The organism is Maribacter orientalis (assembly GCF_900109345.1).
Lineage (GTDB): Bacteria > Bacteroidota > Bacteroidia > Flavobacteriales > Flavobacteriaceae > Maribacter > Maribacter orientalis.
This window is the reverse complement of sequence record NZ_FNZN01000004.1, coordinates 414,556-440,616: the sequence shown is the minus strand read 5'-3', so window position 1 is coordinate 440,616 and position 26,061 is coordinate 414,556. Positions and strand designations below refer to the sequence as shown.

The 26,061-nt window shown below is 37.5% G+C and carries 28 protein-coding genes; 16 read left to right on the top strand and 12 right to left on the bottom strand.

The window, feature by feature from the left end:
• Positions 1–694: 694 nt before the first annotated feature.
• The 4 genes from BMY56_RS11565 (at position 695) to BMY56_RS11555 (ending at position 3,300) form a co-directional block, all read left to right on the top strand.
• A complete protein-coding gene (locus tag BMY56_RS11565; RefSeq protein ID WP_091624223.1) occupies positions 695–1,135 on the top strand; it encodes a sll1863 family stress response protein in 441 nt (146 codons plus the stop codon).
• 24 nt (positions 1,136–1,159) lie between these two features.
• Positions 1,160–1,315 (top strand): lmo0937 family membrane protein, encoded by a 156-nt coding sequence (locus BMY56_RS18515; RefSeq protein ID WP_143057815.1) that lies wholly within the window; start codon positions 1,160–1,162, stop codon positions 1,313–1,315.
• 585 nt (positions 1,316–1,900) lie between these two features.
• A complete protein-coding gene (locus BMY56_RS11560) occupies positions 1,901–2,440 on the top strand; it encodes a helix-turn-helix domain-containing protein (RefSeq protein ID WP_091624221.1) in 540 nt (179 codons plus the stop codon).
• Positions 2,441–2,823: 383 nt separating this feature from the next.
• A complete protein-coding gene (locus BMY56_RS11555) occupies positions 2,824–3,300 on the top strand; it encodes a c-type cytochrome (RefSeq protein ID WP_091624218.1) in 477 nt (158 codons plus the stop codon).
• A gap of 291 nt (positions 3,301–3,591) precedes the next feature.
• On the opposite strand, the gene BMY56_RS11550 is transcribed toward BMY56_RS11555, so the two are convergent.
• Entirely contained in the window at positions 3,592–4,650 is a 1,059-nt protein-coding gene (locus BMY56_RS11550) for a zinc-dependent alcohol dehydrogenase family protein (RefSeq protein WP_091624215.1), read from the bottom strand.
• A gap of 217 nt (positions 4,651–4,867) precedes the next feature.
• Between BMY56_RS11550 and BMY56_RS11545 the strand changes: the two genes are divergently transcribed.
• Together BMY56_RS11545 and BMY56_RS11540 are read left to right on the top strand one after the other, a co-directional pair.
• Positions 4,868–5,536, top strand: coding sequence for a dienelactone hydrolase family protein (locus tag BMY56_RS11545; RefSeq protein WP_091624212.1), 669 nt, complete (start codon positions 4,868–4,870; stop codon positions 5,534–5,536).
• Positions 5,529–6,170: a phosphoribosyltransferase gene (locus tag BMY56_RS11540; RefSeq protein ID WP_091624209.1), complete on the top strand. Its 642-nt coding sequence runs from the start codon at positions 5,529–5,531 to the stop codon at positions 6,168–6,170. Before BMY56_RS11545 ends, BMY56_RS11540 begins: the two co-directional genes overlap by 8 nt.
• Here BMY56_RS11540 and BMY56_RS11535 read toward each other — a convergent pair.
• The 4 genes from BMY56_RS11535 to BMY56_RS11520 all read right to left on the bottom strand — a co-directional run bounded on the left by BMY56_RS11535 (position 6,160) and on the right by BMY56_RS11520 (position 8,961).
• On the bottom strand, positions 6,160–7,608 hold the full coding sequence (locus BMY56_RS11535) for an RtcB family protein (RefSeq protein ID WP_091624206.1): 1,449 nt from the start codon (positions 7,606–7,608) through the stop codon (positions 6,160–6,162). The genes BMY56_RS11540 and BMY56_RS11535 overlap by 11 nt on opposite strands.
• A 7-nt stretch (positions 7,609–7,615) precedes the next feature.
• Positions 7,616–8,029: an archease gene (locus BMY56_RS11530; protein WP_143057814.1), complete on the bottom strand. Its 414-nt coding sequence runs from the start codon at positions 8,027–8,029 to the stop codon at positions 7,616–7,618.
• Between the two features lie 174 nt (positions 8,030–8,203).
• Positions 8,204–8,410: a dodecin family protein gene (locus BMY56_RS11525; RefSeq protein ID WP_091624200.1), complete on the bottom strand. Its 207-nt coding sequence runs from the start codon at positions 8,408–8,410 to the stop codon at positions 8,204–8,206.
• Positions 8,411–8,451: 41 nt separating this feature from the next.
• Complete coding sequence (locus BMY56_RS11520) at positions 8,452–8,961, bottom strand: nicotinate-nucleotide adenylyltransferase (protein ID WP_091624197.1); 510 nt, start codon at positions 8,959–8,961, stop codon at positions 8,452–8,454.
• A 1,980-nt stretch (positions 8,962–10,941) separates the two neighbouring features.
• Between BMY56_RS11520 and BMY56_RS11515 the strand changes: the two genes are divergently transcribed.
• Positions 10,942–11,577, top strand: coding sequence for a hypothetical protein (locus BMY56_RS11515; protein ID WP_091624195.1), 636 nt, complete (start codon positions 10,942–10,944; stop codon positions 11,575–11,577).
• A gap of 481 nt (positions 11,578–12,058) precedes the next feature.
• On the opposite strand, the gene BMY56_RS11510 is transcribed toward BMY56_RS11515, so the two are convergent.
• A complete protein-coding gene (locus BMY56_RS11510; protein WP_091624192.1) occupies positions 12,059–12,292 on the bottom strand; it encodes a hypothetical protein in 234 nt (77 codons plus the stop codon).
• A 348-nt stretch (positions 12,293–12,640) separates the two neighbouring features.
• Entirely contained in the window at positions 12,641–13,516 is an 876-nt protein-coding gene (locus BMY56_RS11500; protein WP_143057813.1) for a universal stress protein, read from the bottom strand.
• A gap of 120 nt (positions 13,517–13,636) precedes the next feature.
• Between BMY56_RS11500 and BMY56_RS11495 the strand changes: the two genes are divergently transcribed.
• From BMY56_RS11495 to BMY56_RS11460, 8 genes are all read left to right on the top strand, one after another.
• Positions 13,637–14,626, top strand: a complete 990-nt coding sequence (locus BMY56_RS11495; RefSeq protein WP_091624185.1) for a thiamine pyrophosphate-dependent dehydrogenase E1 component subunit alpha — start codon at positions 13,637–13,639, stop codon at positions 14,624–14,626.
• 89 nt (positions 14,627–14,715) lie between these two features.
• Entirely contained in the window at positions 14,716–15,741 is a 1,026-nt protein-coding gene (locus BMY56_RS11490) for an alpha-ketoacid dehydrogenase subunit beta (RefSeq protein ID WP_091624183.1), read from the top strand.
• Between the two features lie 4 nt (positions 15,742–15,745).
• Positions 15,746–15,991: a lipoyl domain-containing protein gene (locus tag BMY56_RS11485; protein WP_091624180.1), complete on the top strand. Its 246-nt coding sequence runs from the start codon at positions 15,746–15,748 to the stop codon at positions 15,989–15,991.
• A gap of 13 nt (positions 15,992–16,004) precedes the next feature.
• Positions 16,005–16,457 carry a hypothetical protein gene (locus tag BMY56_RS11480; protein WP_091624176.1) on the top strand — a complete coding sequence of 151 codons (453 nt, stop codon included), beginning with the start codon at positions 16,005–16,007 and terminating at the stop codon, positions 16,455–16,457.
• 287 nt (positions 16,458–16,744) lie between these two features.
• Complete coding sequence (locus tag BMY56_RS11475; protein WP_091624173.1) at positions 16,745–17,965, top strand: efflux RND transporter periplasmic adaptor subunit; 1,221 nt, start codon at positions 16,745–16,747, stop codon at positions 17,963–17,965.
• Between the two features lie 2 nt (positions 17,966–17,967).
• A complete protein-coding gene (locus BMY56_RS11470) occupies positions 17,968–18,717 on the top strand; it encodes an ABC transporter ATP-binding protein (RefSeq protein ID WP_091624170.1) in 750 nt (249 codons plus the stop codon).
• A gap of 12 nt (positions 18,718–18,729) precedes the next feature.
• Positions 18,730–19,947 (top strand): ABC transporter permease, encoded by a 1,218-nt coding sequence (locus BMY56_RS11465; protein WP_091624167.1) that lies wholly within the window; start codon positions 18,730–18,732, stop codon positions 19,945–19,947.
• 38 nt (positions 19,948–19,985) lie between these two features.
• Positions 19,986–20,198 carry a hypothetical protein gene (locus BMY56_RS11460; protein WP_091624165.1) on the top strand — a complete coding sequence of 71 codons (213 nt, stop codon included), beginning with the start codon at positions 19,986–19,988 and terminating at the stop codon, positions 20,196–20,198.
• A 248-nt stretch (positions 20,199–20,446) separates the two neighbouring features.
• Here BMY56_RS11460 and BMY56_RS11455 read toward each other — a convergent pair whose 3' ends face one another.
• From BMY56_RS11455 to BMY56_RS11435, 5 genes are all read right to left on the bottom strand, one after another.
• Positions 20,447–20,743, bottom strand: coding sequence for a hypothetical protein (locus tag BMY56_RS11455; protein WP_091624162.1), 297 nt, complete (start codon positions 20,741–20,743; stop codon positions 20,447–20,449).
• A 342-nt stretch (positions 20,744–21,085) separates the two neighbouring features.
• Complete coding sequence (locus BMY56_RS11450) at positions 21,086–22,591, bottom strand: Do family serine endopeptidase (RefSeq protein ID WP_091624485.1); 1,506 nt, start codon at positions 22,589–22,591, stop codon at positions 21,086–21,088.
• A 224-nt stretch (positions 22,592–22,815) separates the two neighbouring features.
• Positions 22,816–23,298, bottom strand: a complete 483-nt coding sequence (locus BMY56_RS11445; protein WP_091624159.1) for a hypothetical protein — start codon at positions 23,296–23,298, stop codon at positions 22,816–22,818.
• 46 nt (positions 23,299–23,344) lie between these two features.
• A complete protein-coding gene (locus BMY56_RS11440) occupies positions 23,345–23,767 on the bottom strand; it encodes a hypothetical protein (RefSeq protein ID WP_245737202.1) in 423 nt (140 codons plus the stop codon).
• 157 nt (positions 23,768–23,924) lie between these two features.
• The gene (locus tag BMY56_RS11435) at positions 23,925–24,374 is read right to left on the bottom strand and encodes a pyridoxamine 5'-phosphate oxidase family protein (RefSeq protein WP_091624157.1); all 450 of its coding nucleotides are present in this window, start codon (positions 24,372–24,374) and stop codon (positions 23,925–23,927) included.
• A 735-nt stretch (positions 24,375–25,109) separates the two neighbouring features.
• On the opposite strand from BMY56_RS11435, the gene BMY56_RS11430 reads away from it, so the two are divergent.
• On the top strand, positions 25,110–25,778 hold the full coding sequence (locus tag BMY56_RS11430; protein ID WP_091624154.1) for a BON domain-containing protein: 669 nt from the start codon (positions 25,110–25,112) through the stop codon (positions 25,776–25,778).
• The last annotated feature ends 283 nt before the right edge of the window (positions 25,779–26,061 follow it).

Below are 26,061 nucleotides of genomic sequence, written 5' to 3'. Positions count from 1 at the left end.
TTCTTATTTTTTGTGATAGAATAAATAGGCCCGTAAGTTTTTGTACTATCCAAATCGTGATTAGTTTGGGAGCTCCCGTTATATAATATAGGTCTAAGGAAACTCTTAACGTTTTTGAATAATCGATGAACCAAATTATCTCTTTCTATTACCTCCATAACTATTTAATATTTAGAAAATTCAGATGTAAAGATTCTACCGATTCAAAAGTAATATAGAACCTTAAGGAGTATGTTATACGAGTAGGTGGAAAAGTTATATAAATTACAGTTTTTCAAAAGTCTACGGTAGATTAACCTACTAAATTCTAAATCACGGATATGACTACATGATTAAGAAGATGGTAGAAATATGTGAATGTTATAAAAACTTTGAAGGGTTATATAACAAAGTTTAGGCTCAATTTTTTCAGCTTTGCATAGTCAGGACTTAATCAAAAAAAAGTAAGAAGAATAAAGAAAAATGAAATGAACAATACGTTGGTTCGATAAAAATTTGCCGTCCTAACGCATAATGACCTTCTCTATAAAGAAGATAAAAGTGATAAGCTGCTTGGAAAGCACCACATCAAGCTTAACAAAACAAATGAGCAAAGGCGCACAATGGTATCCGCATTCAAGAATTGCACAGCTTGCAAAAGAAACCCTGGATCAATACCTTTTTAAGAAAAAAACAACATAAAAAAACATAGGAAATGAAAAATAAATTATCTCGTCTAGCAGCACTGGTTTTTGTATCCGGTACACTTTTAACAGCTTGTGATATGCAGGATAAAAAAACAGAAAAGTCCCAAGAAGTGGTTCAGGACGCCAAACAAAATGTTGCTGAAGCCAACCTAGAATTGAATAAGGCGATAGAGGAATTTAAAGTAGAGTCCGCAGAATTAATAGTGGCAAATGAAAAAAAGATTGCCGAATTCAAAGACAAAATTGCCGTAGAAAATGCAGAGAACAAAGCTAAATTAGAAAAGAAATTAGCCGAACTGGAACAAAAGAATAAAGAAATGAAAGCGAAACTTGCAGCCTATAAAAATAGCGGTAATGGACAATGGGATGCATTTAAAACTGAATTCAACCATGATATGAAAGAGTTGGGCAAAGCATTTAGCGATTTAACGGTTAAAAACACAAATTAAAAATATAACAATAAATAAAAAATTATGGGAAATTTACTTTATTTCATAGCGGTTATCTTGGTTATTGCATGGGCTGTTGGATTCATAGGGTTTCAAGCGGGTGGAATTATTCATGTCCTATTGGTCATTGCCGTAATAGCTGTAATTTTTAGGGTTATTCAAGGTAGAAAGGTATTATAATATTTACCCTTTATATCATTATCCCTAGCGATAAATAAATTACAAATGCAGGTACTGCATTAGCTAAAGTCTTTGGTTATTAATTAATATGATGGGATAAAGTTTTGATAATCAAAAACTAATTGCCAAAAGCAGCTTTACGGCTGCTTTAATATTTTAAGAGCGGGTATCATGTATTGGTCATGATTTGGCCTAGGACTACTAGAGTAATAGCATGACACAGCTATCAAGAAAATTGAAATTAAATACTAATCTAAAAATCTAGTGTACGAATGAATCCTTAAGAGATTCAGCTAAATCCCATTTCAGACATCATTTAATCATTTTCAACTACCAAAACCGGACAATTTCAAAAATTCCTAAGTAATATTATTTAAAAAAGAACAATCTTACCAATTAATTAGAGTATTTTAAAGTTGACTTTTTTTAAGGAAAGGGTTCAAAGTCAAAAATCTCTTACCTAGGCTCTTATTTTAATCAGTCATAGCTGAATGAAGAGTGTTTTTAATCAAAATTAATAGCAATACGTTCAGCTCACCAAATAACTACTAATTTAAAGACCAAATGCTCTTATACGTTAAATACATGGTTAGTTTACGTTGTAAATTGGTTGTAAAACAAGAAATACAAAAGCTTGGGTTGCATTGTGTAAATCTGGACCTGGGAACTGTTGAAGTTTTAGAAAAAATGACGGATAGTCAAAGAGAACAATTAAGCGAAAACTTAATGAAATACGGTCTTGAATTACTTGATGATAAGCGGAACATTATCATTTCAAAAATAAAGGGACTGATTATTGAAATGATTCATTATTCTGATGAAATACCCAAAGTAAACTTTTCAGATTACCTAAGCGAAAAACTGGGTTATGACTATACCTATTTGTCAAATACCTTTTCTGAAATACAGGGAATCACGATTCAACAATTTATTATCATCCATAAAATAGAAAGGGTCAAAGAGCTTTTACTTTATGATGAACTTAATCTTACCGAAATATCCTATAAATTACAATACAGTAGTGTCGCCCATTTATCATCTCAATTTAAAAAAGTTACTGGGCTCAGCCCATCTTTTTTTAAAAAACTAAAAAATAAACGCTTAAGAAATTTAGAGGATTTGTAAGCTGTGATTAGAACTAATTCTATCTAGTCCGTTTAGATAGTTTTATGATGTTTTTTTACCTGATAGAGATAACCTTACTTCCGGTTTAGATTAAAACTGTACTGTAAATATAACTTTAACTGAAAAATAGGACAGTTTATAAAAGGACCTGATGAGGGACATACTCAACAGAAGTTTCGTGCTACTTAAAAGAGGATTCTATAAACAGGTCCTTTTATAGTACTTTTTCTATCGACCGAATCAATAGGTGCAAATTACGTGCGTGACTATCAATCATAGATATTCACTGACGCAGGTCATTTACCTTGTTTTTCTTGTACACTACTTTTGTTTTAATCAATTTTTATGGTGATGAATCAAATCATTAATTAAAACAACAAATTATGACTAATAAATATAATACCCTCTGCAAACTGTCAAATTATCTACTGATGCTCATTTTAATATCCGGGGGTGTACTTTTAAGTAGTTGCAATGAGCAAGCCCGTGGATTTGCGTTACCTGAAGGTAATATTGAACAAGGAAAAGCGACTTACGAGAGATTGGCCTGTAATGAATGCCATAGTATTTCTGAGGTGGAGTGGAAGGGAGGAAGTGATAATCTCAATATACAACTTGGTGGTGAAGTAACCAGTAAAAAGTCCTATGGGGATCTTGTCACTTCGGTTATCAATCCATCGCACAAAATCGCTCCGCGTTATAAACAAAAAAATTCTACCAAAACTACCGAAGCGGAACATTCAAAAATGAAGAATTTCAATGATACTATGACCGTTCAGGAACTCATTGATTTAGTTACTTATCTTCAATCGGAGTATAACGTAACCATCCCGAAAACGTATTACTATCCTTATTATTAAATAGTTTACGTGTGTACCTATTTTCACTAGCGTAACTGGGTCGTCTCACTAAGAGATTTCAAAACAGTGTTATCATCCTTTTTCAGGATTATAGGGAGGTATACATTGAGGAAAAAGCCAAAAACAAATCGTTTTCTTTGCAAAATAGGTTAGGTCGCCCATATGAAAATAACGTTTTAATATAATTTAGTGCGCATAAAGACTAGTGTGTCTTAAAGATAAAAGCAAATCGGCGATTTCTCTTGTCCTACTAGATTCTATTTACAGTTTTTTGTTAGTGTCTTGAAGGAGTCAGGTACAGACAGAGCCAAAACGGTTCAAGGACAAAATTTGCAACACTTTTGCTCCCCTGATATGTTGTTCCTTTAGCTCCAATAATACCTTGTTTGCTTCTGCTAAGGGATATACTTGATAATTGGGTCTTATTTTTGCTTTTGCTGCCAATTTCAAGAATTCGGAAACATCCTTACCCGTTACGTTGGCAACAGACTTAAGTTCCTTTTCCATCCATAAATCGTTTTGGTATGATAGGTTTTTAAGGTATTCTTTGTCATAATCCTCTTTTCTAATGGCGTTGATGACCAATCGTCCTCCTTTTTCGAGATTACCCAAGGCTTCGACAACAGGTTTCCAAGCTGGTGTAGTGTCTATAATGGCTTTCATTTTTTCGGGGGATGAATCTGTTGTGCCACCCACCCAAATGGCTCCAAGTTTTTTGGCGAATTGCCGTTCCTCTTCCTTTCTTGCAAATACAAACACTTTGGTATTCGGATAGCAGTACTTGACCATTTTCAGTACTAAATGGGCCGATGCTCCAAAACCTGTAAGTCCTAACCTATCACCATCAGTTATCTGGGCAAGTTGGATGGCCCTGTAACCAATAGCTCCCGCGCATAGTAACGGAGCTGCCTCACTATCGGTAAAAAACGCTGGAATGCTATGCGCATACTTTTCCGATACGGTCATATATTCTGCATAGCCGCCGTTCACGTCCTTTCCTGTGGCTTTAAAATCATCACAAAGGTTCTCATTACCTTTTTTACAAAATTTGCATTCGCCACAAGCGGAAAAAATCCAAGCGACACCCACCCGATCTCCAATCTTAAATTTTGTTGCTCCTAAGCCCAATTTTTCTACAAGACCGACAACTTGATGCCCAAGTACTATCGGAAGTTTTGGAGGCTCCAATCTCCCTTCGATTTCGTCGAGTTCGGTATGGCAGACCCCACAGACCGATATTTTTATACGAACTTCACTTTCATTGGGCTCTGGAGTGGGAATATCCACCAAATCTAGCGGCATTCTATTTTCCTTTAAATCGGATATTTTTTTTAGGATCATTGCTTTCATACATCTATTTATTGTCTTCCAATTTTTTCTAAAATTTTTAATTAAACCAGGGTAATCTATATGGGAAGTCTTGAAGATTAATTTACATAAATGTAATTGGAGCAAACTGGATTCTAAATGATCAAGATCATTCAAAGTATTTTGGCTAAAATGATGTCGGTCATTTTTTACCCTAAGGCAATCACTTAATTTTAATCAGATTTCAAAGTATAATAAAATGCAAACTGAGCAGAAATATAAATCCGTAAATATCGTGTTAGATGGACTTGTCTTAAAGGGAAATCTTGCTGTTCCCAAAAACGCCATTGGAATGGTTATCTTTTCCCACGGTAGTGGAAGCAGTCGCCTAAGCCCTAGAAACAATTATGTGGCTGAAGTTTTACAAGAAAAAGGATTGGCAACCTTGCTCTTTGATCTATTGACAAAAGATGAAGACCATATCTATGAAAACCGATTTAATATCGATTTACTGACTATGCGTCTTATTGATGTGACCAAATGGGTACAACGGCAAAAAGAAACCAAAGGTCTAGCTATTGGATATTTTGGAGCTAGTACCGGTGCGGCTTCGGCATTGCGTGCTGCCGCTTTTTATGGTAAAGACATCAAGGCCGTAGTCTCAAGAGGAGGTAGACCAGATATGGCCTTGCAAGATTTACACAAGGTAACAGCGCCCACCCTTTTAATTGTAGGAGGTTGGGACGATGCAGTCATTGAGCTTAATGAAAAAGCGTATCAAAAGTTGAAAAGCGAACGTAAATTGGAAATCGTGCCTATGGCCACCCATTTGTTCGAAGAGTCGGGAAAATTGGAAAAAGTAGCCCACATATCAGCTAATTGGTTTGCAAAATATTTGCAGCCAGAAAAAATAAAACAAGATGTTTAGGGATAGAATAGATGCAGGCCGTCAGTTGTCAGAAAAATTGATGAAGTTCAAAGAAGAAGATGTTGTAGTCCTGGCCATTCCAAGAGGTGGGTTACCTTTAGGGGCAATCGTAGCTAAGACTTTGGAAGCTCCTTTGGATGTTGCCTTGACCAAAAAAATAGGACATCCTTCAAATAAGGAATTTGCCATTGGGGCAGTAAGTCTAGATGACATTGTACTGACAAATACCATGGGAGTTACACAAGGGTATATTACTGAAGAAACGAAGCATATCCGTGAAAAACTCCTAAAACGCCATGACGAATATTACAAAAAACGTTTGCCCCAAAATGTAAAGAATAAAACAGTAATCATTGTCGATGACGGAATCGCGACCGGTAACACACTATTGGCTACGATAGAACTAGTAAGCAAACAACGTCCCAAAAAAATAATCGTGGCAATTCCCGTGGCACCAAATTCGGCAATAAAAAAACTTGAGAATACTCAAAAAATTGATGAAGTAATCTGTTTACAAGTACCTTATAGTTTTCAGGCGGTTGGGCAGTTTTATGAAGATTTCTATCAAGTTTCCGATCAGGAAGCGATACAGATATTGGAAGAGGCGAATACATCAGTAAAAACTAACCTTTAATAACTGCCACAGGTCTCAATTTTGCGACTTTCTTGGCAATGCCCGAATCGCTTACGGTCTCGACCACCATATTGACATCTTTATAGGCTATAGGCGCTTCTTCGGCAATTCCTTTAAAAGAACCGGCTTCTACAAAAATACCTCTTTCCTTTAGTTTCTCTTTGAGTACAGGAGCATTAACTTGCTTTTTGGCTGCCGTCCTTGACAAACGTCTTCCTGCCCCGTGGCAACAGGAACCAAAGGTTAGTTCCTTGCTTCTAGCGGTACCAGCTAATACATAGGAACAGGTACCCATACTTCCAGGTATGATTACAGGTTGCCCAGCAGCTTTATAAGAATCTGGCAGTTCCTCAAAACCTGGGCCAAAGGCCCTCGTAGCTCCCTTACGATGTACAATAACGTCAGTTTGCACACCGTCAATCACATGTGTTTCAACTTTGGCAATATTATGCGCCACATCGTACATGAGTTTCAAAGGTTCAACGGTCGATCCAAAGATATTCCTCCAAGCTGTTCTAGCCTCCCAAGAAATTACTTCCCTGTTACACCAGGCATAATTCGCAGCAGCGCACATAGCCTTAAAATAGTTTTGTCCTTCCTCAGAGTTAAACGGCACACAGGCCAATTCTCTATCTGGAACTTCAATACCATAGTTAGGCATTGCCTTTATAATCTGCCGAATATAATCCGTGGCGACTTGATGCCCTAATCCTCGAGATCCAGTGTGGATCAATACTACCACCTGACCTTTGAACAGACCGTAAGCTTTTGCAGTGGTCTCATCATAAATTTCCTCCACGTAATCTACCTCTACAAAATGGTTCCCCGATCCTATGGTGCCCAACTGATCGGCACCCCTTTTTTTAGCCATATCGGAGACTAAGGTAGCATCTGCATTTTCCAACCTACCTTTACTTTCCATAAAAGCCAAATCTTCCTTTACACCATATCCCTTTTCCACCGCCCACTCCGCACCTTTTAAAAGTACTTCCTCCATTTCCTGAACTGAGAGTTTGATATGTCCGCCTTTCCCCATTCCAGAAGGAATCTGGATATACAATTCTTTGGATAAAGCATCTAAATTATTCCTTATTTCCTCTATTTTTTGATTAGAAGTCAACAATCGCACTCCACAATTGATATCATAACCGATACCCCCAGGGGAAATTGCTCCGTCCGGATACAAAGTGGCTGCTACCCCGCCTATGGGAAAACCATAACCTTCGTGAACATCTGGCATCACTAGGGAAGCTCCCTGAATACCCGGTAATGAAGCAACATTTACCAATTGTACCAAAGATCGATCTTCCATTATGGCATCGAGCAAGGATTCGGATGCCAATACCCTAGCGGGTACTCGCATGTTGGGTCTGAATGTTTTAGGAATCTCCCACAAGTAGTCTTCGATTTTATGGATGTCTTCTTTGCTGATTTTCATCGTTCTCTTAGATATCAAAAATGACCAAGGTTACCCACTGATCCCTTTTATTTTTATGTACATCGGCCTCGTGGTAGGTTACCGCTTTGATTTCCTCATCAAAAAACTGAATCTGCTTTCCACGGATTTCAGCTATCGTATGATGAGGAGAAAAATCTAAAAAATTAACTTCGCAAAAAACTGCTTTTTCGGCATAGGAAGCCGATAGTACCTCAGATAAAAAATCAATAAGCAAACAGGTGCTGTCCAATGCAGTTATTTCAAGTATCCATTTGTGATCGAACTGGACGTTCTGATTACAGAACCCATCCTTTAGAATATTGCTCATTCCTATTACTCCTGCTCGAAATAATTCCTCTAAATGAGATGCTTCAATTTTCATTCGGATATCCGCCGTATGGGAAAGGTATTCGATTTTCATTTTTTTTATCGCTTTCACAACCACTAAGGAGCCTTAACCAAAGTGATTTTAACAAAGGAACCAAGCCCAATTCACAAGTGATTCCATCCTGAATATAGATAAGGCATCACGCGAAAGTTCATGTTAACTCTTATCTAATGCCTTGTTCTATCAACCAAAAAAAAGATATAACCCTTACTTTTCCATGATACCGAAAGTCACTTTAGCATTTACCCTGTATTGAGAAATCTTGTTGTCCTTTACGGTAACTTGCATATCTTGCACGTATACCGATTTGATATCTTTAATGGTCTTGGAAGCTTCATTAACAACTTGTTGAACGGCATCCTCAAAACTTTTATTTGAATTCCCTAATAACTCTACAACTTTTAATACTGACATGATTTTTTTATTTTATAATTATTAATGTATTTGGATTTTCCCTAAAAAAAATCCCCTTTTTCATCCACCTTTATACGTATGACCTTATCTCCATTTTCCAGTTTGATCTTAAACTTTTTACTTACGCCTTTATCCTCATGGTAGTATACCAAATAAATATCTTTGGTTATGCTCCATCCAGGAAACCGATCTGCAATGGCGTTCCTCACTGATTTTGGAAGGGAAACATTCTTAAAACGCTCTGCGGTCCTGATGATTTTACCATCCTTGTCATATGCAGCAAGGATTGTACCCTCAGGAATATAAAAGTTGATGTGGTACAGGTCGTAATCGTCTTGATAATATTCAGAATCCTTAAGGTTAAAAGCCGCTACTTTACGTTCGAGCATTTGTACAGGTAAGGGAGCAGGTTCTGCTGAGGCCAAGCTGTGGAGATATTTATAATTGGTAGCGTACACCACTACTTCCGACAATTCAATTGGCTTTATAATCTGGGCAAAAGATTGGGCTGTCAATCCTAAAACAAATAGACCTAATAGTATTCTCTGCATGATTCTAGATTTATGTTACTTTATTAGTGAGTTTCTGATGATATAATAGTTCATCGCCTCAAAGCTAAAGTATCATTCTGCCCATCACAATGACTTGGGTCAGTCTGGGAAGCATCAAATACAATACATTAATGTACATGTAAAATGTCATTTTTTTATGAAGTGGAAATCAGATTTTTAGATTTTACAATTCTTAGATAATAGTACTTATGTAAGAGTAATCTTCGATAATTTGGACGGTAATAGATTTTTTTAGTATCAAAACTCTTGAACCAAGTATCGAAAATTTATATTATAAATTTCTTTTCTGTAATTGCTTCAACGTATAGGGCAAAAAAAACAGCATAGTGTCAAGTTGTCAATGCCAATACCCAGGTCAAAAAATCGACTCTCAAGTTCGTACTTTTATCCGCGGATATCTGAACTTTTATCATGTAATCAAAATGTATAGCCGTGCCACATGAATTATGACTTAACAGATGACCCAATCTCCTTAGTCTATAAAAAAATACTGCCTTGAAATTCAGTTAACTAGCAATGAAAATCTTATAAAAGCATATTCATTGTTACAAAATATAAAGGCGAACGATTCGTAATAATCCACGATTTTTAAGAAAAGGTAAGATTATAAAATTGTCGGCAAAGATTACCAAAATTTTAAAAAAAGTCTACAAACTGATCTAAGTCATTCTAACAGTGAATAACATGCTATATTTTAGCACTATGATTAACGATATAGTTCTTTGAAAATGCATAAGTAGGTTGGGCTGAGAATTGGGAAAACAAGGCCCAAATAAAAAGAAGAGGTTACAAAAACCCGTTTTACTTTTTGAGTGCCGAACGGATTTAGCGATAGGTTCAAGTAAGTGCCATTATAAGTGGTCATCGGGTCGAATAACGTCTTCTAGGGAACCGGAGCATTTCGGTGTTCCGGTTTCTTTTTCTAAAGAAACGGTAAACTGATGTAGGTCATTTTAATTATAAATATCACCCCTTACTTTAGCTTCGTAATTGCAAGCAATAGTTCTTTGAAAATGGAGTTTTGATGGATTCTAAATATAAAAAAATAATGTACTATCTTATTTATTGTGGAGAATAGTAAGGTAAAGTATAAGAAGGTGTCGAAAATGCCCCATGCCGTGTGGTTTTAGCTAAGACCTAGCGATAGGTTGTACTCAAAATCACGCAAAGCGGTCAACGGTAATTTTTACACTTTCTTGGAAACTGGAACGTGCAAATGTTCCAGTTTCTTTATAGTATTGATCTTTGCCATCGTAAGACCGGTATAGATCATAATAAAGAAGAAGAATACTGTTTGTACTCTAATCGGTCAGTTAGTTCGTTTTAGTGATAAAATGGTTTAAAAAATTGATGAAAAGTATGGATGAATTCCATTTCTTTATGGAAAACAGGAAGTCAAAACTTCCTGTTTTTTCTTTTTGACATTACTATAAAAGGCTTCTTAGCAGTAATGCCTTAGCGGTCATAAAATGGTATCGCAAAAACTACTTTAATCTTTGATTTCAAGTATACGCGCAGCTAGCGGAATCCAGCTTGATCTGTATTCATAAATTAATGTAAAGTGGTACCAGAAAAAAGGACTGGGATATTCCGGTATCGTAGTCCTTTTTAAGATTTTACACAAAGGCCAATATTGTCTCAAGGCAATAAAAGCTTGAAAAGGTTCGGGTTATTTTTTGCAGAGATTGCCCCTATATCATTTTAGCGATAAGATGACTCAAGGATAGATCAAACGTTTAGAATAAAACGAACGCTTCAAAGGAAACAGGAGACCTCAGGTCTCCTGTTTCTTATTGTACTTGAATCAAATATTCTATACTAAAGAATCCTAAAGCCCATTATTCGAAATACGAAGTTTCGAAAAGTTTTTTTCTCAGGAAATGACCAGCTCTTCAGAATGATTTAGGTCATTGTTGTCAAGGACTCCGATCCATACTTTTATTCCTTAAATATCACATTATGAAGAAAATTGTTTTTATTCTCGGAATACTGGCATTGACGGCATGTTCCTCAACACGATTGGTGGATAGCTGGAAAAATAAAGAAATAGCAGTATTTAGGCCACAAAAACTTTTGGTCATCGGCATGACCGAGAACCTTACGGCTCGGAAAATCTTTGAGGAAAAACTTAAAGAACAGTTCATAAACCGAGGAATCAATGCTTATGAAAGTAGTATGGCCTTAGACCAATCTTTCACTGCTTCAAAAAGAAGCGAAGAAGATATAGAGATGATGAAGGAAGAGCTTTTACAACAGGGTTTTGATGCAATCGTAATCACTGCAGTTGTGGGAATCGACGATAAAACAATACGCAGGTCTGGCCATTACACTTTTGGGTACAATTGGTGGTATCGTTTCGGGCCTTATTTTTATAGATTTCAGGATATTTATTATACCCCGGACTATTATGAGGACTATAAAGTTTTTCATATTGAGACTTCGATTTATAATATAAGTAGCGATGAGGATGAATCTTTGGTCTGGGTCGGTACATTTAATATCGTCGACCCTGTTAATATTACCTCGACCGTTAATGATTATGTAGCCCGAATCATAGGCCAGTTAGAGCGGGAAAATCTGATTGAAAAATTATAAAAGCCCTGAAGATAGATAGATGCACATTAAAACATATTATTAATTTATTTTATACTATTAATGGAGAAATTAATACTGTACGAACTTATTCGATAGCAGTCTTGGGTTTGCTTTGAACAGTTCTATTTTGGGTATGGTAAAATTTGCATAGATTATTGGAGACTAAAATTTTCTACCAAAAGATCATGAAAAACGCAGGCATTCTATAATCGATAATAATCTTTTTTCTAACATCGGGAAATCACGATAGAACTATAAGAATTGCAGGCGTTTTTTAGTGTAATCACAATTGAAACTTATTCTATTGAGCTTTTTAAAACAGGTAGTAAAAACTTATGCCTTTTCGCCATACCCTGTCTTTCGTACTTTTTATGAGTTGGTTTATTTTTTTTGAATGTTTCATTGTACCAAAGAGATGGTAACACGCAATAATTTAAAGTTGAAAACCTTTAGAATTGAGGCGCATAATCATCAGGGAAAACTATTTGGATGAACTTGATATAGTACACTTATAAGATTGCATAGGATGGCCTATACGTAAAAGTTCTTGTCTTACTTTTTGAAAAGTCAGTGGACTTGCATAGAGAAAAAATAATAGCCCTTTTTCGATATCGATATCAATAATTTTAATATCCATTATTCGGCTAAGATTTCGCAGTACGATATTTTTCTCTTCATAACCGTTCAAATTCTTTATTTGTGCTACAGCTTTCATTTATTAGACCATATAATAAGATTATTTTCTCAAGATAATTTATGATTGTCGGCAGAAAAATGACGTGTGTCATTAATAGAAAAATTGGCTTTTTTAACGATGACTTGGAAAGTGAAAGAAAACAAGATAAACGAAAGAACGGAACTTTTAGAATGTATCTCGCAAATAGTATAAAGGTAATACCCCAGCCCAAAAGTGCTCAAAAACATAATACTTTATATTCTACTTACCATTTTAAATTATTCTCAATTCTATTGATTTAGCATCCGTTTCCAAATCAAAAACCACTAATTTATTTGATTAGATACTAATCTAAATTCTTAAATCTAGGATCTAGAAATTTAATTATTAAAGTACTGCGCTTAAATAAAAGAGTTGATGATTGCCCTCCCTGAAGCTTAACAAAGGTGCCCTACCATACGATTCCATTTTTTTGACAAGATCCCGATGAAACCATTTTTTTAAAAACCCGCCCTTTTCTCGTTCCAACATGACTATTAAATCTGCGTTGCAATCTCCAAGATAAATTCTGAGGGTGTTAAAAACATCCTCAGAATTTAATAGTTCAAAATTTATTTTCTCATAACTTATTTTCTTGTGTAGCATCCCTTTAAACCATTCCATTTGTATTTTTCCCTTATACTCTTTTTTGGTGGAAATATGGACGACTTTTATTTCAGCATCAAACTGTTCTGCCATTTCGGCCACTTTTCGAATGGCATACACATCCTCTTCCTCAAAATCGGTTGCATAAACAATGGTTTTAATAGGCATATAGCTCGCATCCAAAGGAATGGACAAAATGGGGCAAGGTGCTTTTTCAATAAGATGCTTTGTCGTGCTTCCCATAATCATTTTCCGTAGCGCGTTATCACCTTTAATACCGATAACAATCAAATATGCGCGCCATTCCTCAGCTGCCGAAATAATCCCTTTAAATGCGGATTTGTTTTCTACTACCTCTAGCTGTAAATTGGGATTCTCCCAGTTGCCACCTAGGTGTTCTTCACAGAATTGAACCAATTTGGCACGGTGTGTTTTAAAAGCATCTTTCTCTAATTGTGGAAATGGTTCTGAGAGTATTTTCGTTCCCAAAAAAGTGGGATAATCGAAGACATGGGTGACAATCAATCGAGTTCCCATTTGCTGCGCCATTTTATGCGCATATTTTAATGCGGCCACGGAGTTTTCGGAATAGTCGGTAGCGTATAGAATTGTTTTCACCTTGAATTTCTTTGTAGAAATGAAACTAAAATTAATGACCGATACGTGGACGTGAAATGACCTAGATCATTTAAAATGTATCTAAGGGTAAATACATTTATATCATAAAATTTTATCATCATGAAGAAAAACAGTAAACAAGACCTTCTGTGGATCTATCGCAAAATGAAGACTTCCCGATATTTTGAAGAACGAATGGAGAAAGCCTATCTTGAAGGTAAACAGCCTGTGTTCAACATCGGTGCAGGGCCGGTTCCAGGAGAAATGCATCTGTCGAATGGACAAGAGCCTGCAGCAGCATCAATGATCGTAAATCTTACAAAGGATGATACCGTAACGGCTACCCATCGTCCCCATCATCAGGCTATAGCTAAAGGAGTTGACCTTAAAAAAATGACCGCTGAAATTTTCGGCAAAAAAACCGGATTGGGCAAAGGCAAGGGTGGACACATGCATTTGTTCGACCCTATCGTAAAATTTTCTTGTGGTGGTATTGTCGGGGCCGGTATTCCACATGCCGTGGGTGCCGCTTTGGCCAACAAGAAGAAGGGTACCGATCGGGTGGCCGTGGCATTTATTGGCGAGGGTGCAGTGAATTCGGGAGCCTTTCACGAATCGATGAACCTGGCAGCACTTTGGAACCTACCCTTGGTGGTCGTTGTCGAGGATAATTCGTGGGGCATTTCGGTGTCCAAAAAGAATTCTACATGCGTGCCGACCAACGATGTCAGGGCTGCGGCTTATGGCATAAAAGGCTATGGGGTACGGGATAATGATCCCTTAAAAATGTACGAAGTAAGCAAGGAAGCTGTGGAACGCGCCAGAAAAGGTGAAGGGCCATCGATTATAGAAATCGAGACCTATAGATATCTGGGCCATTTTCAGGGTGATCCCGAGTTGTACCGCCCAAAGGATGAAGTATCCAAATTAAGGGCCAAAGATCCTATCGAACGGTTGAAAAAGTATCTTTTGGAAGAGACTTTGGCCTCCGAAGAAGATTTAAGGGTACTTGATCAGGAAATTATGAAGGAGGTGGATAACGCCTATGAGTTTGCCATCAACAGCGCATATCCCGAACCTGAGGAAGCCTTAGAAGATGTATTTGTGTAAAGACTATTCTGAGAAGAGTATAAAAGATAATCGTCTTTACTTTGGCTATGCCCTTTGACCGCACGCGAATGACGATAAACTATTTAACTATGGAAGCAACAAAACAAATAACAAGAAAACTTACAGGTAGTAAGGCCATGGCGCAAGCTTTGGAACAGGAAATGAACCGCGACAAGAATATCTTTATCATGGGCGAGGATGTGGGTAAATACGGAGGTATTTTTGGTTCTACAACTGGACTGTATGAAAAATTCGGACAAGAACGGATTATGGATACGCCCATTTCGGAAACAGGATTCATTGGTGCAGCAATAGGTGCCGCGGCGGAAGGGCTACGACCTATCGTAGAATTGATGTTCGTGGATTTTCACGGGGTAGTCATGGACCAAATCTACAACCACATGGCCAAGATTCCCTATATGAGCGGCGGGAGCGTGAAACTACCAATTGTACTCCTAACCGCAGTTGGCGGTGGCTATAGCGATGCTGCACAGCATTCACAAACCCTATATGCAAGTTTCGGGCACTTACCTGGGATGAAGGTGGTCGCACCCACATTTCCCAACGATATCAAAGGAATGTTGATCTCGGCAATACGCGATGACAATCCTGTGGTGTTTATGTTCCATAAAACGCTGCAAGGTTTGGGATGGATGGATCAGTTGGATGCCTCGTTAGGCCCAGTTCCCGAGGAGGTATATACCACTCCGTTGGATAAGGCCAAGGTAGTACGCGAAGGCAAAGATGTAACCATAGTCGGTGTTCAGATGATGACCGTTGAAGCTCTCAAGGCAGCTGATAAACTGGTTGAAAGGGGCATCGACGCCGAAGTCATTGACCTGCGTTCCATAAAACCTATAGATAAGGAAACCTTATTGAAATCCGTTGCCAAAACAGGCCGTATGGTGGTTGTGGATGAAGATTATTATTCCTACGGTATTACAGCTGAAGTGAGTGCTATTGTAGCCTCTGAAGGTTTCAAACATCTTAAAGCGCCTATTGCCCGTTTGGCGATTCCCGATGTTCCGATTCCGTATAGTCGGGTATTGGAGAAATATGTGATTCCCGATGCGAACGATATTATCAATGCCGTTGAAAATATGGTAACATACTAATTATATGACTAAATTAAAGGAAATAGTACTCCCTGAAGCATTGGGAGAAGATGCGGAGAGTTCCGTGGTACTCTGGTATAAGGAAATTGGCGAATCTTTTGAAGAGGGAGAAACTTTGGTAGAAGTGCAAACTGAAAAGGTAGCCTTTGAGGTACCTGCACCTTTTTCCGGAACCTTAATAGAAATCAAGGTAAAACGCGGTGAAACTGCTAAAACAGGTGCGGTTATCGCAATGGCCGAAAAATTATAATCAAACGTACAACATGACAAATTTTAGAAGTAGGCCCAAGGCCAATTACATAAACGAGGCCGATTGGCAAGAACTTTATGTGCTGACAGAGCATTGGAAATCAGACCTTTCATTTTATAGTGATGATTTAAAGTTTTTGCATCATCTTATTGACAAATATTTTATTTGGATCTCAAAAAAAGAGAATATCGATATGGTTCGGGAAATCGAAGTCGGATTAAATAACATGGACAATCAATGTGGATTTTTATTGGATCGGGCAAATAAGCATCTACACCATTTGACCGAGTTGATCGATAATCCTTTTGCCTATGATTCCCATAAATTTCGTGCAGAGCATGAACAGCTAGAAGATGACCTAACTAGCTTTGTCAAAGATTTTAGAAAGAATCGAAAAGAAGTTTTTACCATAACGAAATATGTAGTCGATACTGAGAAATTTGTACAAAAGATAATGAATGAATAACTCGATAAACATAGGTTTGTCGATGTTCTAAATGATAAGGAAGTGTTGCTAGATGCCTGTATAGTAGATTTTCGAATCAAACTGTTTACCAAATAGAACAAAAATTAGACCGCCAAAAATCCATATGATCTTTTTTTATAACTGTTTTCCTATTTCCCTTTTAACCATCTTCAACTGATTTATGTCATGCCTATTATAGACAAATGGTTCTAATTTTGACCTCTTAAATATAATGAACAGGACATATTTGGAAGCAAGTACAACCGAGTTTTGTGAAATTCATAAAAATGAAAAAATTAAAATGGATTATACTGACAATTATAGGAATTGGTATGGTTGGTTACTTAATGTTAAAACCAAAATTAAAGACTAAGAAACTAGATTTCACCTACACCTCTCTTGAAAGAGGGAATATTGAAGCTGATGTATCCAGCACCGGTACCGTGGAAGCTATTAATACGGTGCAAATCGGTACCCAAATTTCGGGAACCATTGAAAAAATCTATGTAGACTATAATGATAAGGTTACAGCGGGGCAGGTTTTGGCCGATATGGATCTAAAACTGTTAAATACCAATTTAAATAGTGCTCAGGCCAATTTGGCTGTTAGTGAGGCACAACTAAATAGGGCCAAAGACGAATATGAACGCAACCAAACTCTATATGAAAAAAGTGTAATTTCAAATAAAGAATTCACCGACTCCAAATACGCCTACAATCAAGCGGTTAGTGCAAGAAAAGCTGCCGAAGCAGCGGTAAAAAATATAGAAGTCAGTATGGGCTATGCTCATATTACCTCTCCCATTGAAGGTACAGTAATCGAGCGTAGCGTTGAAGAGGGGCAAACGGTAGCTGCTTCCTTTTCTACCCCAACCATGTTCATCATAGCCGAAGACCTCGCAAAAATGCAGATTTTGGCCGATATTGATGAAAGTGATATCGGATATATCAAAGACAGTATGCAGGTTCGCTTTGGGGTACAGACGTACCCGGAAAAAGAATTTTATGGACTGGTGAGCCAGATACGATTGCAGCCCATCGAGATTAACAATGTGGTTAACTATCAGGTAGTGGTGGACGTTGACAATAAAGAGGGATTACTATTACCCGGTATGACCACAAATCTTGAGTTTATTACCGATACAGCAAAAAATGTATTGCTGGTCAACAATTCTGCACTGCGCTTTAGACCTAACGAAGCCATGTTGGAGGAAATTAAACCGACCCTAGAAATGAAAGCCAAGGAAATACTCCCAGATTCGCTACGGGAAAAATTTAATAGAGCCATTATTAACGAAGAGCTATATACCCCGACAAATTTCAAGAAAACCCTACCCTCACATATTGATGGTTTCTTTTATAAGAATGAGCAGGGTAAATTGGATTTCAAGTTTATTGAAATAGGGATTAAAACAGGTTTGCAGTCTGAAATCAAACGGTTTTTAGATGGTTCGGACCTATTGGAAGGAAGTAAGGTGATTAACGGCATTAAAACGAAAAAAAAGTAACAATGTCTCTAAAAAAAGTCATAGAAACCAAAAAATTAAGCCGCATATTCAAAAATGGCGAAATCGAGGTGCATGCACTTACCGATGTTGATATCGTTATCGAACAGGGAGAGTTTGTTGCCATTATGGGAGCGTCAGGCTCTGGTAAATCTACCTTGCTTCATATTATTGGCTGCTTGGACAGGCCAACATTAGGCGAATATAGCTTAGATGGTGTACGAGTGAATGAATTGGACAAAAACCAGTTGGCAGACATAAGAAATCAAAAGATAGGCTTCATATTTCAAAGTTATAACCTATTGTCACGTACTACGGCTTTGGAAAATGTAGAGCTACCCCTTATATATGATAGAACAGGGCGATTTTCAAATTCTAAGGAAATCGCCAAAAAGGCATTGGAACAGGTAGATTTGGCCGACCGTATTTACCATAAGACCAATGAACTTTCTGGCGGACAGCAACAAAGGGTGGCTATTGCCAGGGCTTTGGTCAATAATCCTGCCCTTATCTTGGCCGATGAACCAACCGGCAATTTGGATAGCAAGACTAGTATAGATATCGCCGATCTTTTTGTGAGATTGAACAATGAGGGCAAGACTATAGTCATGATTACCCATGAGCCCGAAATTGCCCAATTTGCCAGGCGCATGATCTACTTAAGAGATGGACGAATCATTTCCGATAGGATCATTGAAGATAGAAGTACCAAGGAAATTGCACTTAGGGAACTGGAAAAGCCCTTAACATCTTAAACCTGGGAAGTAATGAAACGTTTTTTTAAAATTTTCAAAGTAGCTTTCGAGTCAATCAATAAAAACAGGACACGCAGCTTATTGACAATGCTGGGCATTATTATTGGTGTGGGAGCCGTTATCATGACCATTTCTGCAGGAGAAGGTGCAACCATGCAAGTAGAAAACCAAATTTCGGGATTGGGAACCAATCTCTTGATGATACAGACAAAATCTGAACACAAAGCGGGGATTAATGTGAGAATGGGTAGGCCTATAGACAAAAAAGACTTTGATATGTTGCAAAAGAACTCCGTCTGGATGCCGAAATTATCGCCCTTAGTGGCCATTGGAGCCCAGGCCATTGGGCCTGATGGCTATAAATCGACAACGGTATACGGGGTTTCCTACGATTATTTCTACATCACCAGTAGAGAGCTAGAATTTGGTAGTTTTTTTACAGAAGAAGATGTAAAGACCGCTAAAAAATATTGCGTTATCGGTGAAACTATACGGGAAGAACTCTTTCCAGGACAAGACCCTGTCGGAAAGCAAATACGAATTGATAAAGTGCCCTTTACCGTTGTAGGTCTATTAAGGGAAGAAGGATCGGGCGGCATGGGTCAAGATATGGACGATATAGTCGTCGCCCCTTACACAACCATTCAAAACAGGTTGTTCGGACACCAGCGTGGATATAATCTAATCGTCGCAAGTGCATTTAGTGAAGACCATATTGCTGATGCTAAAGTAGAGGCTACCGAACTATTGCGCGAATCGCATAAGATCAAGGATGGTGACGAAGATGATTTTGAGATTATGACGCAGATCGAACTTCAGGAAATTACAGGTAACATTACCGGTATTCTCACCATCCTATTAGGTGCTATTGCCAGTATTTCATTGATTGTAGGTGGTATTGGCATTATGAACATTATGTTGGTTTCGGTTACAGAACGTACCCGCGAAATTGGTACACGACTGGCCATAGGTGCAAGGGAAAGCGATATTTTGACCCAGTTTTTGATCGAGGCCATTGTATTGAGTTTAGTAGGCGGTGTTTTGGGTATTATTCTGGGTATTATTGGGAATCAAATCATATATAGGGCAACCGATTTTTATATCCCCACAGCAATTTATTCTATTCTGATCGGATTTGGGTTTTCGGCCATGATTGGGGTTGCATTTGGGTATTTTCCTGCACGAAAAGCGGCAAAACTGAATCCGATTGACGCTTTGCGGTATGAGTAAGTAAAAAAGTATGATTGGTTTTGAAACTATGTTATAAGATGAAAGATATACATAAATTACTTAGAGAAATCTCACAACTCTCGACAACGATCGAAACCAATTATCCTGAGCTCTATCGTTCTTTGGATGAAAACCCGATGACCATACCAACTAATGACCACATGCATGTCGACAAGAAGATAATGCAGGAATATCTAGAAAGTTTAAAACAATTGTTAAGCCATCACGTAGAGATGCATAAGAACAAATAACAATTCATCTAAATCGAGATTATGGAAAAAACAGCCCATTACGCTGCGTGGCAATAGGACTATTTTAGTCGAAACTCCTATGGATATCATAAAAATATGACTCTAAATTAGAGTGAATAATTTATATGATATATCGGTAAATTTGATTTAGTCAAATTTTCATAATTATAGGTAAGATTCTATTTTGACTAATTCTCAACAAAGGTCAATTCAAGTAAATTGTTAATTAAATTTACTAGGACTCCCCCCTAAAATACTTTTAGATAGGCTACTATCTGGCCCATGTAATAAATTTCGTGTTCTAAAACCTTCCTCATAATAAACTGCCAGAAACTCATTTTCTTTCCATTTTCATCGGCGACTTCTTTGTTCATTCCTAAATCATCAAGAATGTAAATAGTAGTATGACGTTTTTGCTGGTATTTTTTCAGTTTTTTAATCATTGTTCCATAGGTAGGCCTTATAATGACTATATATGGTGCCTCTGATTCTAATTCCCTTTGAAATCGTTTTTCTTTGGTTTTTTCCAAATAGAAAAAGCTCATCTACATCAATAAGGGGCTGTACGATATGTCCAAAACTCATAGCAACATCGCTCCATCGCCAATAAAAATTCCTCAGTAACTTCTTGGAGCCTTTTAAGCGTAATTTCGCATATTTCAGAAGAAAATTCAGTCAATCTTTATATACTTTCAAAGGTGTCCATAAGTACTCCCCTTTTTTAAATTTCTTTTTTTTTGAATTTATCACGGTAAGCCTAAAAGCAAACAATAAACCTAAACATGATACTGAATGTGAAAAACAGTTCGTTCAAACGCTAACGCGGTCCGCTTACAAATTTGGATTCTTAGTGACTAAGTTAGTGTTCATTTTACTTTACCAAAAAATCAAGAATCAAGTCCGAACGCATAATACTGTTTTCCGGGCATATCTTCATAAACCCCTTCAAGCATCACACCCCCTTTTTTATTTTCGAGAGCGGTAACCATTTCTTTTATATCGGTCACCTTTTTACCATCTACATGGGTGATGATAAAACCGGCGCGCATTTGTGTTTTCTGACGTAATACTCCTGGATACAAATTAACCACTCGCACTCCACCGTCCAAATTCAACTTTTTTGCTGTTTCCTTATCCAGCGTTTCAAAGTCGGCACCCAGATAATTGAGCATTTCCACATTTTCCTTTTTCGTAAAACTGGTTGTGCCCTTCACGTTTTCAAGGGTTACTTGAAACTCCTTCTCTTTTCCTTTTCGGTTCACAACAACTGATATCTTGTCGCCTGGTCTATGCTGTGCAATAATTTCTTGTAACCTTGGCGAGGTAGTAACATTTATGCCATCGGCTTTGACAATAATATCCCCTGCCTCTATGCCTGCCTTTTCAGCAGCACTTTCTTCACCAACAGTTTCGACCCAAACACCTTTTACGAAATCGATTTTCTTTTCTTTTGCCAAATTACCGTTCATTGTGGTTATGGTCACACCAAGCATCCCACGCTGTACACTACCATATTTTAAAAGGTCACTAACCACTTTGGTAACAATGTTACTCGGTATGGCAAAACCATATCCTGTATAGCTACCCGTTCGGGTGGCAATGGCCGAGTTGATTCCCACAATTTTTCCATCAAGGTCTACTAGGGCACCACCACTATTACCGGGGTTTATGGCCGCATCGGTCTGGATAAAACTTTCAACTGCTAATTTCTCAGGATTCATATTGATATTACGTGCTTTGGCACTTACGATACCTGCAGTAACCGTAGAATAAAGGCTATAAGGGTTACCTACAGCCAATACCCATTCCCCGATTTCCACATCATCGGAATTGACAAACGACAAAGACTTTAAGTTGTCGCCCTTAATCTGTAACAATGCAAGATCCGTAGCGGGGTCAGCACCAATTACTACTGCCTTATACGTTTCGTTGTTGTGCAGCGTAACCTCCAATTCTGAGGCATTGTTTATAACATGATTATTGGTTACGATATGGCCTTTCTCATCGATAATAACTCCTGAGCCCGATCCGTACATTGGTTGCTGCGGCATATTTTCTGGCATTTGAAATCGGTCGCCGAAAAATTCCCTGAAAAAATCAGGTAATTGTTGTGGCTGTATATCCTGATTTCCGCTACGCTGACTCTGTGTAGATCGAATATGCACAACAGCATCTAAGACTTTTTTGGCGGTATCGGTAAAATCAACTGGTCCGCCTTTAAAATCTTTATTATCTTTTTGTTTAGAATCATCAGTACCCCTTTTCTCCGCATAAAACTGGACCTGTTCATTTTCTGTGCCTGCCTCAAGGTCGCTTACCTCCTTGCAAGATGTTGTCAACATAGACATCAAAATTATCAATAGTGCGTTTAAACTGAATCTTATATTTTTCATGATTTTTGTGTTAAATGATAGTATACTTTTCTTAATATTTTGTCTCCAAATGATTTCTATGCCTAATTCTTCAAAGCGATTTTGAAACGTCTTTGTAAATGAAAATCTCTCCCCTATGTTCAAATAGTACAATGGGAAGCTTAAGTTATTTTTAGACCAATAATCTTTATCATTTCTATGATTCACATTAGTGTACTATAGAACACTATAGTAAAATTATGCCATCAATCATTTTCCTGTGATTCCAGCAATCCCGGATGGTATTTTCTCAGAAACGAATTTCTAGTGGAATCCATTTTTCTCATTATTTCATTTATGTCCAATGGTTTTCTTTTCCATTGGTCAGAGAAATAGTCCTTCTTAAAAAAGTCCTTCATGAAAAGGGAGTCTGTTTTGGGAAAATAGGAGAATCCATAGTTCCATTTGTAGGGAGCATGATAATCAAAATAGCCCCTAAAAGAATTCATTATGCTGTCTAGATTTACTCGAACCGAGTCTCCCTCGACATTAGGGAAGGCATATCTGAAGACCGAATCGTAGCGTATTAGATTGCCTTGCTCATCAAATTCTCTGTGAACTTCCCATTCTTGCTTGGGTTTTTCGGACAAATCCTTTTTTTCTTTCCCTTTTTCCTGCAGTTTCTCTTTTTCTTGGCCTTTGCATCCCATAAATAACAAGACCAGTAATAGTGTCATTATATTTTTCATAGTGTCAAATTTTAAGATATACGTATTTGTTTTCAAAAAATCCTTTTTAATTGTTTCTCCGTGTTGTATTCCTGTTACTTCTCGTAGTGGTTCTATTACTTCTTCCTCTATTTGCATTATTTTCTTCGTGGTAGGGGCGAATATTATCGTCTCGATATCCTTTCACTCGCTCGTATCTTGAACGCCTCAGATTTAGATTGCGGTACTGTGGTGGCAAGACCTTACGGCGTACCCAAACGCCCCCGTCCAAATAAAGATAGGTACGGGCCGACAGATCATAATAAAAATGGTATTCCGGAAAATATACATAGCGTACAACTTCCAACCTGTTCGGGTAGAACCACGGTGGTGGTGGCTCGCTGACCCCTGTGGTCATGACCATAGGGCTACAACTTGCCAATAGTAATAAGATTACAGTTATGAAAAATAGCAGTGCTGACCTGAATAATTCCCTTATTTTGATATTCATAGTATTGTTAATTCATAAACAAAATAATAGCAAACCCACCATCTTCGAAATGATCTGCATCATTCAGGACTTAAATTCTCAAAAAGATGCAATGAAGTATTGAATTTATTTGGGTAGAACAATTCATAATAACGAAATCGCAAAAAGTTCAAAGGTTTTATCGTTTTTCATAACGCCCCGTTTTTTTGGTCAATTTGATTCGATAAACGACACCTTTCATTGCCTCAACATACTTTCCATGTCCATCGGTCATGGAATGGCTAATAGTTGTTTCGCCTGTCAATAAAGGCAAAACACGATCAATAAGTTGCTGCATACCCGAACCTCGTTCTTCCTTGGTTTTAAGTTCTTCAAACGTTCCCCAGGCAATTATGCTGCGCCAATTGCTCATGTTTTCTATGGTATCAACTTCAAAGCAAACTTTAGGGTTCTTGCGCATTATATCGATTTTCATTCCCTCTATTGTATGTCCGTATACAAATTCCCCATCATAAGCATAAGTGGTCGGTACTATATAAGTAATGTCATCGGCATGGCAACCGATTCTTCCTACTACTTCGCGGTGCAAAACGGCCTCTATCTGATTGGCGGTCAATTCTCCCAACATGGCTTAAAATTTAAAAATTAGAAATTGTGGCCTTTCTACTTGGGCATGACCCTATGGCTAGGTCTTTTCGATTTTATACCTTACCTTTTTTTGTCAAAATTGACACAACAATTCGAAGGGTTAACCGCTGCAATCCCTCACGCAAAACCACTATGATTTAAATTAAAGGGAAACCGGTTGTATTTGGAATGATTTAAATCATTTTGAAACAAAAACATAGAAAATAGCTTCCAACAACAAGTTTATTCAAAACACTACGAAGAGGATGCGAGATTATTAAAAAAATCTCAACAAGGCATAAATAACTTGTTCGGCCGAATACCGTTTACCAAGAGGGGATTAACCGATTTTCACAAAGCGAGCATTACCCTAAAATTGTAGTTGTAAATGTCGAAATGAGGGTAGATTGAATCAATGCGGTTATGGAAGATGTTGAGCTTGATATCGCTGACTCCAAAATACCTAACGATATTGAGATTACCAAAGCTACAATAAGAGCCATGAATAAAAACTGCGCAATGAGCGGCATATTTTGCTACGATGTCTAGAATAAGTAATTAAAGTCCTTATTAACGGGGTTAAGTCTTGGTCAAGCTAAAATGTGTTCAGAAAATCAATTTTTTTGAGCACTTTTTTGTTAAAAGGCAATGCTAATGATTTACATCATTTTCAACACTCTGGTTCAAGAATATCTTTATTACCATAATTAATTGTTTAATATAAAATTAAAATATCATGAAAACAGATGCAGAAATCAAACAGGATGTATTAGATGAATTGGCATGGCAACCGAATGTAGACGAGACTGAGATTGGGGTCATTGTTGAGAATGGAGTCGTAACATTAAGTGGTGTGTTGAACAACTATTCCAAGAAAGTTGCCGCAGAAAAGGCGGTAAAGAGCGTTGAGGGAGTAAAAGCTCTTGCAGGCGATATCGAAGTAAAATATGGCAACGATTTTAAGAAAACCGATAAGGAGATTGCAAAGGCCGTTGTAGAGGCCCTTGAATGGAACTCATCGGTACCTGAAAAGAACTTGACAATCAAAGTTGAGGATGGTTGGGTATACCTTTCCGGGGAAGTTAAATGGGGCTATCAAAGAGAGGCGGCAAAACGTGCTGTCGAAAATCTACTAGGGGTGCGTAGCGTTATCAATAGCATTACCATAAAGCAGGATGTAAAACCCTTTGAGGTGAAGGATAGAATTAAAAAAGCATTTGAGCGCTCTGCCGAACTCGATGCAAAAAATATTACTGTTTTGACCGATGGGCATACAGTAACCCTACGTGGCAAGGTTCATTCTTTAAAAGAGAAGGAAGATGCCGAAACCGCTGCTTATCGCGCACCGGGAGTATATTACGTATTGAATGAGCTAAAGGTTCAATATTACACGGAATATGCATAACTATTGATTGAAACTCCAATAGATTACTACCATTATTTGTTGGTAATAGCCCTGATTTACCAAAGAAAATCAGGGCTTTTTTTCGGAGTTACCTATCTAAAGGTAAACAATACCTTAAAACTGAAAACTATAACATTGGAAAATCAACGGAATTGTTGCAATTATTAAAAATGATTTTTTTGAATCAACAAAAATTGATTCCCAACATACTTCGTTTTCACGAAACCAAGTTAAGGATGATGAGGCATTTGAGGCTTTGGCTCTGTTTGAAACGTATCACCAA